Below are 12,540 nucleotides of genomic sequence, written 5' to 3' on the forward strand. Positions count from 1 at the left end.
TACGAGAAACTCGCCACCCGCTACCTGGCCGTCATCCAGATCGCCGCCATCGACCAATGGCTCTGACCCAACAACTACTTCGAGACACTGCCTAGGCCAGAAGGAGGAATCGGATGGTCAACGTCGCCGGTCCGATGTGGAAGAACGCGCTCGATCGGCCCGAGGCGATCGCGATCAGAGCGCAGGGCGAGGAATGGAGCTATGGCCGGCTGAAGGACTCGGTGGCGGCTTTCGCGGGTGCACTGCGCGCCGCCGGGATCGACAGTCGCGACCGCGTACTGCTGGTGGCCCCGAGCGTCCCCGAATTCGTTGTTGCCTACATGGGCGCACACCTCGTCGGCGCCATCGTCATCACCATGAACACGATGGCGACCGGAGCCGAAATCGGTTACGTCCTCGACGATTCCACGGCACGCCTGGTGATCGCGTGGCACGAGGCGACGACATCGGCCGAGACGGCCACGCGGGAGCGCGGACTCCCGCTCTGGGTGCTCGAGCCGGGCGCTCGGCGTGATCGGACGGAGCCGCTGTCCGAACCCGTCGATCTCGCCCCGGATGATGTCGCGGTTCTGCTGTATACCTCCGGTACCACCGGGAAGCCGAAGGGCGTAGAGCTCACGATCGCCAACCTGCACGCCGCGTCGACGATCTTGATCGACTACCTCGGGGTGACCAGCGAGGAGCGGATGGGCACCGCGCTGCCGCTGTTCCACGTATTCGGACAGTCGGTCGTCATGAATACCGCTCTGCATTTGGGTGCGTCGCTGTCGCTGCTGTCGCGGTTCGATCCCGGCCGCATGCTCGAGATGGTGCGCGCGGACGAGATCACCCTGATGTCGGGTGTCCCGACGATGTGGAACGCGATGCTGCACGCCGGAGGGGACTTCGGGCCCGAGCAGTTCGGGAGTCTGCGGATGGCTTCGTCGGGCGGTGCCTCACTCCCCGGGGAGGTCATCCGAGCTTTTCGCGCCCGGTTCGGCTGCGAGATCATGGAAGGCTATGGGCTTACCGAATCGTCGGGAATAGCGACGTTCAACCCCGTCGGGAAGGACCCGAGGGTGGGTTCTGTGGGTCTTCCGTTGCCCGGCATGCGAATCGAAGTCCGGGACGCCTCGGGCTCGGTACTCGCTCCCGGCGAGGTAGGCGAGTTGTACCTGTCCGGTCCGACGATCATGCGGGGATACTGGAACCGGCCGGAGGCCACCGCATCCGACCTGCGCGACGGCTGGCTCGCCACCGGGGATCTCGGCAAGGTCGATGACGACGGCTATGTCTACATCATCGACCGGGCCAAGGACATGATCATCCGGGGCGGCTACAACGTCTATCCCCGTGAAGTCGAGGAAGTGTTGTACGGGCACCCCGATATCGTCGAAGCGGCGGTGATCGGTGTGCCCGACGAGCACTACGGCGAGGAGGTCGCCGCGGTGATCGCCCTGGCGCCCGGAGCGGAGCCGACACCGGATGAACTGCGGAGTTGGGCCAAGGAGCAGCTGTCGGCATACAAGGTTCCACACCTGTTCGCGTTCGTGGACCAGTTGCCGAAGGGCGCCACCGGAAAGATCCTGAAGCGGGCGATCGACTGGAAGTCGCTGCCAGGCCTGAACGATCCGGCGGACAGGGGAGCGGTTGCCCGTCGGTGAGCTGGGCGGCTTACGCCGTCGAGGTCTCCCCGCGCCTTGATGGGTGTGACGCAGGTGTCGGCAGGACAGGCCTGTCGTCCCTGCGTCACCCGGCTCGTGAAGTCTGTGCCGAGCCCGTGCGCGCACCCTGATATGAAGATGTGGGTGGGACGCAAAAAGTTGCTGGAACCGACTCTGACGACCTTGCCGGACGGGCCGCACAGCCTCGCTCGTGATCTGGTGACGGGGTCGCAGCGTCAGCGGCTGTTGTTCGGTGTGACCGTCGTTGTCGCGGATCGCGGCTATCTCACTGCGACGGTCGCAAATATCGCTGCCGCGGCGAAGGTTTCGCGCTGGACGTTCTATCAGCACTTCCCGGACAAAGAGGCGTGCTTTCTCGCCGCAGCGGAGACGGGTCGCGATCTGATGATCGATCATCTGGAGCAGGTGATGAGGCAGGTGCTCTCCGAACCGGTGGAGCCACTCGAGGCCCTCCGGCGCGGGGATCCGGGCGTATCTCACCCTGTTGCGTGGGGAACCGTCGTTTGCCCGGCTCGTTCTATTTGGAGACCGCCGTGGCCGGGTCTCGTGCATATCTGGCGGTGACCGATGCGACCAACGAGGCCGTGCGCTGGATCTTGCGTGACGGCGGGGATTTGCTCGCGCTCGAGGACGCGGTGATGTACATCCACCGCGCATTACTCGGGCCGGTTACGCCTGCCGACTAGGACACGACTCTGTAGCCTGCCCCGGTGAGCTCCCAGGAAGCGTCGTCGCTGGTGTCGCCCCCCTCGGAGACAATCCGCGCGAACGCCGTCGCGCAGTTGGCCGATGCGATACCGGAGATGTTCGCCCTGATGGTGGAGTTCCGCACGGTCGGCGCGGTGAGGTTCAGGTCTCCCGTGGTCGGATCGGCGTTGCGGCCCTGCACTTTCTGCGGGTCGGGCGGTATCGCCAAAACATAGCGGCCGACCGGCACCACGATCGTGCTGCCCGGACGGGCATTGGCCACCTGCACCGCGGCGCGCAGGGTGCAGGTACCAGAAGCCGTGCGGCACAATCGGCTTCCGAGATCGGCCGCGGTTTCGTCCGCAGTGGTGTCGACCGTGATCACCACCGGCGTATCCCCAGCGGGCGCGCTGTCGGCGTGGGCCGTTCCGGGGAATCCGCCTGCGGTTCCAACGGCCAGGGCTGTGATGGCAGCAGCGCCGGCCACCGCAGCAGATGTTCTCGTCCTCATGGGGGTCTTTGATCCAATCATGAACCTGAAGTTGTAAACGCTCGCGTATAAGCCGGGTACGTGAGCGTTTACAACTTTGCAGCAGGCCAACGCCCAGTGGTGGCGTTTATGTGAATCCTGTTGGCAGTTACCCGGATTGATCAGACGATGCTGATCAGGACGGAACGGAGACGGAGGCGTTTCCGCCGGCCGTCGCGGGCTGCCCGGCCGACACGGTTTCCGGCAGTGCCCATGCGCAGCCGAGTGTGCACAGCGCCATGACCATGAGGAAGGCGGAGACCGACGCTGTCGAACCGGTTGCCGCCAGCAGCGCGGTCATGAGGAAGGGCGTGCCACCACTGACCAGGATGGCGGCCAGCTGGTAGGACAGCGTTATGCCGGAGTAGCGGATTCGGGGCTCGAACAGTTCCGCGAGATACGCCGCCAACGGGCCGTACACCAGCCCGGAGCCGATGCCGCTGCCGACAGTGGTTGCAATCATGATCGCCGTGAGTGAGCCGCTACCCACCAGCCAGAAGAAGGGGAATGCCCACAGCGCCATGAGCGCTGCCCCGATCAGTATCAATGGGCGGCGACCCACACGGTCGGACAGCGAGCCGGCGAGATAGATGATGGGCACTCCGATGGCCGAGGAGAGCAGAGAGACGGCCAGCAGGCTGTTGCGGGCCAGGCCGAGTTCGCGCACACCGTAATCGAGCACACCGGCGACGCTGATGTAGAAGATGGCGTTTGTTCCGAACAACAGCCCGGCGCCGAGCAGAACCCGCTTCGAGCGCGTGCGCAGTACTTCGAGAATCGGGGCCTGCGCGACCGCGGTGGAGGCCACGGCGGCTTTGGTTTGCAGCCGGCGGAACTCGGGGGAGTCCTCGATGCGGAGTTGGATGAACAGCACCACCGGGAACAGCGCGGCGCTGGCCAGGAACGGGATACGCCAACCCCAGCTCAGAAAGTCGGCACCCTTGACGTATGCGCTGACCAGAAGGAACGCGCCGGTGCCCAGTAGCAGGCCCAAGGGCACGCCCATCTGGCCGAAGGTGCCCGCTTGGCCCTTGCGGTTCGGCTTGGTGGTTTCGGTGAGCAGCAGGGTGACCCCGCCCCACTGGCCTCCCACGGCGATGCCCTGGAGGAACCGCAATGCCACCAGCAGAATCGGCGCGGCCACGCCGATCGTCTTGGAGGTGGGCAGCAGGCCGATCGTGCAGGTGGATGCGGCGACCAGGATCAGGCACGAGACCAGCGCCGGCTTGCGGCCGAAGGTGTCGCCGATGTGCCCGAAGATCAATCCACCCAGTGGCCGGGCGATGAAGCCCGCCCAGAAGGTGCTGAAGGACAGCAAGGTGCCCATCAGCGGCGACGCATGGGGAAAGAACAGCTTGCCGAATACCAAGGCAGCGGCTGTTCCGTAGATAAAGAAGTCGTACCATTCGATCGAACTGCCCACCAGGGCAGCGGCCATGAGGCGCCGTAATTTCTTCTGGTCCGGGCTGCCGGAATCCGAATTCGGAGTCATACCTATCTCCAGGGTGAGAAACGAACCTGATGTGACGCGGGTCACCGTCAGTGGTCGGCACGCTACTTGAAGTTGACGTCGTATTCAATAGATTCCGCGAGATCTCGGCATGAACTCCGGCATGGGCCGGTCCGGGGCTCGACCAGAATGCGCAGCTCAGCAGGGGTATTCCGGCGGCGTAGGCGGGACGGGGCCGGGTTTCGGCGGCTGCGATGCGCCGCCACACGTCGGCGGTGCTTCAGTGGTGCACTTGCCGCGTTCGGCGACGCGGTACCCCGGCCGCCCGTGCACTCACCGGCGCGACGATGAGCGCGCTGCGCGAGCAATGCCGCCAACGGTTGGCAGCCGCACCGCAAGTGCGGCCGAACCGGCCGGTTGAGCCGACGGCGAGGCTGCGTGCGGCGGCGAGCCGGGCGAGGCCCTATGGGGGAGGCGACCGGCCACCGGTCGCGCCCGAGCCAGGGACGGCCGGTCATGGCTCGCGGAAGCTCGACATTCCATGGGTGGGTCGGCCGAATCAGTGGCGGCTGTCGCGAATGCCGGGGGGCTCGGCTTCCTCGCGATGCTTACCCAGCCGACTCCAGAGGGCCTCGTCAGGCAACCTCTTCAGCACATGTCGAGCAGAAGGTTCGTGACAGATATCAGCACCTGCACGAACCCCCCGCCGGGCGGTGATCTGTGGTCGGTCGTTGCTCTACGGTGCGGCACCGGCGTGCTGTGCCGATGAGTGCGCATTCTCCAATCCTGCAGCGAGCGCGGCGATTTCACCGGCCGAGTCCGGCGGCACGCCGAGGGCGACCAGGCAGGCGCGGGCGGCCGCCACGTCGGGGTCGGCCTCGGTCCAGGTTCCGTCGGTGCGGGCCTCGAGCAGTGCCAGCACCAGCCCGGCGAGCGCGCGGGACAGCGCCTCGGCGGGGAGATGATCGGAGTACACGCCGAGCTGCTGGCCGTGGCGCAACATGGCCGCGCCGTGCTCGTGCACGGGCGCCAGTCGTTCTTCGATCCGTGCGCTCAGGTTCGTCTCCGTCAGCTTGAACAACAGGCGGTATTTGTCGCCGACCCGCCACAGGGCGATCGTGCACCGGGCCGAGGTCACCGTTACCGGCTCGTCCGGGTCGAGCGATCGCAGCGTGCGGGCGATGTCGTCGGATGCCAGGTCGAGGAGGCCGTCGATCAGCGCCTCGCGGGTGGGGAAGTGGCCATAGAGCGTTCTGCGCACGACGCCCGCGGCTGAGGCGATCTCCTCCATACTCGCCGCGGGATTGCGGGCCAGTTCGGCTGCCGCGACGTCGAGGATCCGCTTCCGATTGGCCTGCGCTCGCGCGCCCGGGGTCGCAGAAGAAGTCATGTTGCTGGTCGCTGTCATGTGAGTCCCTTCACGCCGAAGCCTCGCATACTTGCGCATCATTGTGCAAGTTCCCTAGATTGCACATCAATGTGCAAATGCACAACGGTGTGCAGTAACGAGAGGAATGGACATGTCTCTGCTATCCACCCCGCCGGTGGAACCGGGCACCGTATACAGCCGCCGCTGGGCTGCGCTCGCCGTACTGTGCCTGAGCGTGCTGATCGGCGTCATGACGAATACGTCGCTGATCGTCGCCGCTCCCGATATGACCCTCGATCTGGGCTTGTCCAGCCAGGACCTGCAGTGGATCATCGACGCCTACACCATCCCGTACGCCGCCCTGATGCTGCTCATGGGCGCCATCGGCGACAAGTACAGCCGCCGCGGCATGCTGATCCTCGGCCTGGCCGTCTTCGCGGCCGGCGCGGTGCTGGGGTCGGCCGTCGACAGCGCCGACTGGGTGATCGCCGCGCGGGCGATCATGGGGACCGGGGCGGCGATGATCATGCCGGCGACCTTGTCTTTGCTCGTAGCCACCTTCCCGAAACGGGAACGTGCCGTGGCTATCACGATCTGGACCGCTACCACTGGCCTCGCTATCGCGGTCGGTCCGCTGGTGGCGGGCTGGCTGCTCACCGGCCACGGCTGGGCGTCGACCTTCCTCATCAACGTTCCCATCGCGGTCGTATCGATCGTCGCGGCTCTGGTAGTGGTTCCACCGTCCCGGGCGCACACGACACAGCGTTTGGACTTGACGGGCGGCGCGCTGTCCGTCGTGACCGTCGGGGCGCTGGTTTACATGATCATCGAAGGCCCGCGCAACGGCTGGCACACCTCCGCGGTGCTCGCCGGGGTGATCGCGGTGGTCGCCATGGCCGGGTTCGTCGCCTGGGAACTGCGGCATCCCAACCCGATGCTCGATATCCGCAAATTCCGCGATCGCGCGTTCGCGGGTGCGAATCTCGCAGTGCTGCTGTTCTTCCTGGCCGCGTTCGGCGCGATCTACTACGTCACGCAGCATCTGCAGTTCGTGCTCGGATACGACGCCCTCGCCACCGGCGTGCGGCTGCTGCCGCTGGCGGGCGCGGTCTTCGTCGGCTCCGCGATCACCGGCGTGCTGACCCCGCGCCTCGGACTTCGAGCGATGGTCGTAGCGGGCATGCTGCTGGGCATCCTCGCCTTGGCGGCATTGACCCAGGTCGACGCCGCGTCCGGCTATGCGGCGTTCGCCGGGCCACTGGTCCTGATGGGCCTGGCCATCGGCCTGAGTGTCTCCCCGGCCACCGACACGATCATGGATGCCTTCCCGGAACGGCTGCTCGGGTGGGCGGCGCGGTCAACGACACCTCGGTGGAACTGGGCGGCACGCTCGGCATCGCGATCCTCGGCTCACTGCTCGGCAGCGCCTACGGCGACGAGATCGCCCCGCTCGTCACCGGCCGCATGCCCGCGGAAGCCGCCGACGCGGTGCAGGACTCCATCGGCGGCGCGCTCGTAGTGGCCCAGCGGATCGACGAGGCAGGCATGCACCAACAGGCAGCACAGCTGGTGTCCGCCGCCGATGCGGCCTTCGCCCACGCGGTGTCCCACACCAGCCTCATCGCGGCGATCGTGCTGGCGGTCGGCACCCTCGCCGTCGCCGCACTGTTGCCCGGCCAGCGCAAGAATGGGCCCGCCGTCGATTCGAGTGCGGTCAAGGAAGAGATCATGGTCGGTTGATGCGGTCTGCGCTCCCACCATCGCAGCGTGGCCACGCATCTGCGTGCCCACGCTGCGATGGTGGGAGGGCGTCTGTGTAATCGGTTTTCGCAGTCGCACGGGATTGCATGTGCCATCGCTGATCCGGCGATGTCGAACTCAGGTCGCGTGTCGGTGGCCAGGAATGCGCCCTGGCAGTGGTCACCCGTGGAGCGCCGTGGCGACGTCGGCGCGCATTCGCGATTCGATGTGGCGAATCAATTTGGCCAGGTCGGCGCAATACACCGAGGGATTACGGAAGCCGTCGCCCGCACGGTATCGCGTGACGTAGTGACCACCGCCGCACACGGTGTGTATCGAGCAGGCGCGGCAGGTGTCGCTGAGCGCGTCCGCGCCGATCTGGCGCGCCACGATCTCGGGTACCAGCATCGCCTGGTCGAGCGGATTGCGTTGGCCGGAAGGCAGTTTGGTCGCACCAGAGAAGGTCGCCTTCAAGTCGTCGATCTGCGCTACACTTCCGTCGGTTTCGATCACCGCTATGCGGGTGGGGCCGAGGCCCCATACCTCTGATTCCACGGTCCCGCCGAGTATCAGGTCCATGATGTTCTCGAACATTCGGATCCGCGTGTCCAATTGCGGCGCGCCATACCAGCGGTCGAAGATCGGGATCAGCCAGTCCGCATACGGAGTGGCTCCGGGATCTGCGGATAACCCAGGCGGCGGCGTCGTCCAATTGCCCAGTGGAATCTCGAAATTGACTTTCGGGGGCTGAAACGCGAGTAATCCTTCGTAGGCCTGCAAGGGGTCGTTTGCGAGGTCGATGACGCAGAGAAGACCGTTGAGCAGATACCGCCGATCGCCGATCCTCAATTTCTCGAGGGCGGCAGCGACCCGGGAGTAGCTGGCCGCGCCGCGGCGGTCCCGGCGATGGCGGTCGTGACTGTGCTCATCGCCGTCGAGACTGACGGTGATGCCGATGTCCCAGTCGTCGCAGATCCTGAGGAACTCGTCGTCGAGCAGCACGCCGTTGGTCTGCAGAGCGAGGTTGACAGCGGTAATCGGCTCCAGCGCCGCCCGCGCCTGCGATGCGAAATACTCGAGATCGGCATGACCCGCCAGGAGCGGTTCGCCGCCGAAGAAGACGAGACTCACCGCGGGTGGGCCGAACCTGCGAACGTGATCGGCGATTGTTCGCAGCGCGTCGTCGAAAACCTCCCGGCGCATCGCCTTCGGCTGCTCCCGCCAACTCTGGTCGGCCATTTCGTAGATGTAGCAGTAATCGCACGCCAGATTGCATCGACTGTGAATCTTGAGGAGAAACTCCGTAAACGGAAGCGGCTCGAATCCGTTGCGCTGCAATTCGGCCACGTCGAGTCCCGTCTCGGGCCATGACTTCCGCACTGTGGGCAGCCCCAGTGCCACCGATGTCGGTTCCATTGTGTGCTCTCGATTCCTGGTTTCAGATATCGGTGCGTGGGCGGTCGGACAACCACCGCACCAGCTCGACGACGTCGGTCTCGGTGCCGTCGGACAGCAGCCGCTGGTACAGGCGCGCCGCCACCTCGGCCCGATCGTTGAGAACGCCGAAGTCGGTGTCGGGAAACAGTTCCGGCAGGCTCGAGGCCAGACCAGCCCAGAGCTGCGGGAGCAGCGGGTCGACGCGCAGATCCAGGGCGTACAACTCGACGGCCTCGGCAGGCTCGCCGGCCAGGTAGGCGCGAGTGCCGCGGGGCAGTTCCGCGGGCGCGACGCTCGAAGCGGCGGCCGGGTCGTGCATCCTCAGCCGTACCGGAATATGCAGATCGCGGTGGCGATCCGGGATCGTCTCCTGATCCACGTACCGTATGGACGGCAGTTCCGCGGGAGGTTCCGCTCGCGCGACCCACAGCTCCGCCAGCTCGGCCAGCTCGGCGTCGTCGGATGTACGATTGCGCACCTGCCAAGAAGTGCGATGTGCCACCAGAATCTCGGCCACCGCGTCGCGAGCCTCCGCCGGCACGTCCTCGTCGGCCCACGGCCGGACGCCTGCGGTCAGCGCGCTCAGGAACTCCTCTCCACTCTCGGTCAGCAGGCCAGAACCGGATGCCTGCTCCATCGCGGTCGCCAGTTGTGTACGCCCGCGCTCGAATTCGATGTGCGCACGCATCGATCGGTGGCAATCGGCATGCCGGTGTACCCGCCAGAAGTCGGTGACCCCGAAGAAGGCGTAGATCCCGTGCAGCAGACCGATGATCGGCCGTGGATCATCGCGCCACGGCGCGTAGAAGCGACACGTCGGGTCGGGATCCACGATCAGCACCTGATCGGCGAGCATGGCGAGTTTGCTGTGCTGGATTTCGTGAATCAGCGACACCGCCATTTCACAGGAGTCCTTCGGGGCTGTGGTGTACACACAGCCGGTCCCGCTGAAGGCGGTGTGGCCGACGGTCGCCGCCACCGGTCGCGCGGTGAGCGGCGTCAGTAGCCGCAGGCAGGCACGCATCGGCGTCAGATAGCCGGGGAAGTCTCGTTGCAGGACGTGCCAGGCCTGCGCGAAATCCTCTCGCCAAGTGTGGAATTCGTCGGTCGTCAGCCGCGGTGCCGTACCCGAGGGCAGGTCGCGGAACGGGTCGAGATCATCGAGGACGACCTCCGGTTCGCCGTTTCCGCCGTGCAACCGCCGCAGCGGCAGCCACGCCGGGTCGGACTCGTCCGCAGGCGACGCCACCGAGATCGGGGCGCTGTCGTCAGCGACGATGCGTATCGCGCCATCCCCCCAGTTCAGCATGCAGTGGCCGTAGTCGCCCGCGGATCCAACCCGCGCCATCCCGATCCCGGGCAGCATGACTTCGCCGTTGCGTACGACAACCCGCATCGACCCGCTGGGCAGATTGGTGACCACGGCGGCCGCCGCCAACCAGCCGAGGTAGCCGCAGTCGGCCCACAACGGAGTTGGTTCCCGATCGTCCGAGGCGTTGCGCAAGCGCTGGAGCACGCGGCCGAGCCACACCCCGGTGTGCGGGTAGGCCAGCAGTGCCTCGACCGCGCCCGGATGTGACTCCTCCAGCTCGGTCAGGACCCGATAGGCATCGGAAAGGCCGGCGGCGTCGTCGATTTCCGGGTGGTGAGCAGTGACTTCGGTGATGAGCGCGCGTAGTAGTACGAGTCGTATGGTCAGCATGTCCGAAGTCATCCGGACGACGGCTGCCTCCGTGCCGTAACCGGTGAACAGCTCGGCCGCTGCATGGTCGATACCGATGGTCGGGGCGGACATGGTTGCACTCCTGTCGTCAGTGATCGGCGGCGAGGTCGGTGCGGACCCGTGCTCCGATGTGGTGGATCAGCTTCGTCAGGTCCGCGCAATACACGGAGGGATTGCGGAAGCCGTTATCGGCGCGATACCGGTGCACGTAGTGCCCGCCGCCGCAGACGCTGTGGATCGAACATGCCCGGCAGGTTTCACTCAGGGCATCCGCGCCGATCTGACGAGCGACGATCGCGGGTTCCAGCAGTGCGAGGTCGAGCGGATTGCCCACGTTCGCGGTGCGCAACTTGGTGGCCCCAGCGAAGGCCGACTTCAACTCGTCGACCTGCTCCAGAGTGCCGTCGGTTTCGATCACGGCCAGCTGTATGGGGGCCAGCCCGAGTAATTCGGATGTCACGGAGCCGCCCAGCAGCAGGTCGATGATGTCGTCGAAGATCCTGACCCGGGTCTCCAGCTCCGGAGCCCGGAACCAGCGATCGAACACCGAAATGAGCCAGTCGGCGTAGGGGGTAGCGGTGTGGTCGGCGGTCCGCGCCGGTGGTGGCGTCGTCCAAGTGCCGTGCGGAAGCAGAAAATCGACCGCCGGGGGTCGACAGGCCAGTAGCGCTTCGTAGGTCCGCACCGGGTCGTTGGCCACATCGATGGTGCAGAGCAGGCCGGCGAACAGGTGCCGGTTCTCGTCCGCAGTCAGTTGCGTGATCCCGGCCGCGACGCGCGTGTAGCTCCCGGCGCCCCGCCGATCCCGGCGATGCCTGTCGTTACCGCTCTCGTCGCCGTCGAGGCTGACTCCTACGCGAACATTCCAGCGCGCGCAGATGCGCAAGAACTCCAGGTCGAGCAGCACGCCATTGGTCTGCACGCCCAGCCGCACCTCGGTGATCGGCTCCAGTGATTCGCGCGCCGACCGGGCGAAGTATTCGAGATCGCGATGTCCGACCAGCAGCGGTTCGCCACCGTGGAACACAAGATCCACCGCGGGCAGCTGGAAGCGGCGAGCATGATCGGCGATCATCTGAAGGGCCTCGTCGAAAACCCTGCGGCTCATGGTCTTCGGTTGATCGCGCCAGCTCTGATCGGCCATCTCGTAGACGTAGCAGTAGTCGCAGGCCAGGTTGCAACGGCTGTGTATCTTGACAACGAATTCCGTGAACGGCAGCGGCTCCCAGCCACGGCGGCGCAGTCCTTCGACATCCAATCCAATTGCGGGCCAGGACGTTTGCACCACGGGCACGCCCAACGGCACCGGGCCGGACTCCATATTCGCTCCCTCGAGCTGCGGGAACGGCCACGGGCGCGCTGCTACCGAGTCGCCCGTGGCCGCGTGATCACTTGGTGGGGTTGATGAACGACTTGAATCCGCCGGGGGCCCTGTCCTGCGAACCCTTGGCGTAGCGCTCGAGGGCGGCTCGCATGGCCGGAGTGCAGTGGGTGGCCAGCTCTTCCGTGTTGAGCGCCGCGAGTTCATCGAGTCTTCCCATTTACGGGACCTCCTCTTCTGTATTCCCGTAACGGCGCAGCAAATGCCAGGCGTTGCAAGAATTGATCGGCTCGACAATGCCGACAAGTGAACGGGATATCTACCAATGGGTGACGATTGTCGTCCCGAGAGTGATCTTAATCGCGCGGAACGTATGAGCGCTCACGCCTGTCCCCGTTGTTGGGAAGGACATCTCGCACTCGCGCAACAGCTATTCACGGCGATGGGCGAGTGCGAGGTCGTATGGAGCTCAGATTTGCAGGGGGCCGTTGGGTCAGCTCTTGATGTCGCTTTCAACTCGAACCCGCTTCGCTGCAAAGATGCGTGCAAGCGTGAACCGGCCCAGTTCGAGAGAAAGTCACATACCGCCCATTACGGACAATTCGCCAACTGGCGGCAAT

The 12,540-nt window shown here is 65.7% G+C and carries 12 protein-coding genes; 5 read left to right on the forward strand and 7 right to left on the reverse strand.

What is annotated here, in order from left to right:
- Positions 1–113: 113 nt before the first annotated feature.
- The 3 genes from ACIA5H_RS11005 to ACIA5H_RS11015 all read left to right on the forward strand — a co-directional run bounded on the left by ACIA5H_RS11005 (position 114) and on the right by ACIA5H_RS11015 (position 2,350).
- Positions 114–1,643 (forward strand): long-chain fatty acid--CoA ligase, encoded by a 1,530-nt coding sequence (locus ACIA5H_RS11005; protein ID WP_397075515.1) that lies wholly within the window; start codon positions 114–116, stop codon positions 1,641–1,643.
- 144 nt (positions 1,644–1,787) lie between these two features.
- On the forward strand, positions 1,788–2,228 hold the full coding sequence (locus ACIA5H_RS11010; protein ID WP_397075518.1) for a TetR/AcrR family transcriptional regulator: 441 nt from the start codon (positions 1,788–1,790) through the stop codon (positions 2,226–2,228).
- A complete protein-coding gene (locus ACIA5H_RS11015) occupies positions 2,225–2,350 on the forward strand; it encodes a hypothetical protein (RefSeq protein WP_397075520.1) in 126 nt (41 codons plus the stop codon). The genes ACIA5H_RS11010 and ACIA5H_RS11015 overlap by 4 nt, the downstream gene beginning before the upstream one ends.
- Here the strand turns inward: ACIA5H_RS11015 and ACIA5H_RS11020 are convergent.
- The 3 genes from ACIA5H_RS11020 to ACIA5H_RS11030 form a co-directional block, all read right to left on the reverse strand.
- Entirely contained in the window at positions 2,347–2,736 is a 390-nt protein-coding gene (locus ACIA5H_RS11020) for a CSLREA domain-containing protein (protein ID WP_397075522.1), read from the reverse strand. The two genes, ACIA5H_RS11015 and ACIA5H_RS11020, sit on opposite strands and share 4 nt — an antisense overlap.
- A 280-nt stretch (positions 2,737–3,016) precedes the next feature.
- Positions 3,017–4,318 (reverse strand): MFS transporter, encoded by a 1,302-nt coding sequence (locus ACIA5H_RS11025; RefSeq protein WP_397075524.1) that lies wholly within the window; start codon positions 4,316–4,318, stop codon positions 3,017–3,019.
- Positions 4,319–5,066: 748 nt separating this feature from the next.
- On the reverse strand, positions 5,067–5,720 hold the full coding sequence (locus tag ACIA5H_RS11030) for a TetR/AcrR family transcriptional regulator (protein WP_397075526.1): 654 nt from the start codon (positions 5,718–5,720) through the stop codon (positions 5,067–5,069).
- Between the two features lie 130 nt (positions 5,721–5,850).
- On the opposite strand from ACIA5H_RS11030, the gene ACIA5H_RS11035 reads away from it, so the two are divergent.
- Entirely contained in the window at positions 5,851–7,218 is a 1,368-nt protein-coding gene (locus tag ACIA5H_RS11035; RefSeq protein ID WP_397075528.1) for an MFS transporter, read from the forward strand.
- Positions 7,164–7,439 (forward strand): hypothetical protein, encoded by a 276-nt coding sequence (locus tag ACIA5H_RS11040; protein WP_397075530.1) that lies wholly within the window; start codon positions 7,164–7,166, stop codon positions 7,437–7,439. The genes ACIA5H_RS11035 and ACIA5H_RS11040 overlap by 55 nt, the downstream gene beginning before the upstream one ends.
- A gap of 180 nt (positions 7,440–7,619) precedes the next feature.
- Here ACIA5H_RS11040 and ACIA5H_RS11045 read toward each other — a convergent pair whose 3' ends face one another.
- From ACIA5H_RS11045 to ACIA5H_RS11060, 4 genes are all read right to left on the reverse strand, one after another.
- On the reverse strand, positions 7,620–8,786 hold the full coding sequence (locus tag ACIA5H_RS11045) for an FxsB family cyclophane-forming radical SAM/SPASM peptide maturase (RefSeq protein ID WP_397075532.1): 1,167 nt from the start codon (positions 8,784–8,786) through the stop codon (positions 7,620–7,622).
- 91 nt (positions 8,787–8,877) lie between these two features.
- On the reverse strand, positions 8,878–10,671 hold the full coding sequence (locus ACIA5H_RS11050) for an HEXXH motif domain-containing protein (RefSeq protein WP_397075534.1): 1,794 nt from the start codon (positions 10,669–10,671) through the stop codon (positions 8,878–8,880).
- 16 nt (positions 10,672–10,687) lie between these two features.
- Positions 10,688–11,920, reverse strand: coding sequence for an FxsB family cyclophane-forming radical SAM/SPASM peptide maturase (locus tag ACIA5H_RS11055; protein WP_397075536.1), 1,233 nt, complete (start codon positions 11,918–11,920; stop codon positions 10,688–10,690).
- Positions 11,921–11,987: 67 nt separating this feature from the next.
- Complete coding sequence (locus ACIA5H_RS11060; RefSeq protein WP_354957206.1) at positions 11,988–12,140, reverse strand: hypothetical protein; 153 nt, start codon at positions 12,138–12,140, stop codon at positions 11,988–11,990.
- Positions 12,141–12,540: the final 400 nt, after the last annotated feature.

Origin of the sequence: Nocardia sp. NPDC051900 (assembly GCF_044452545.1) — a bacterium.
GTDB lineage: Bacteria > Actinomycetota > Actinomycetes > Mycobacteriales > Mycobacteriaceae > Nocardia > Nocardia sichangensis.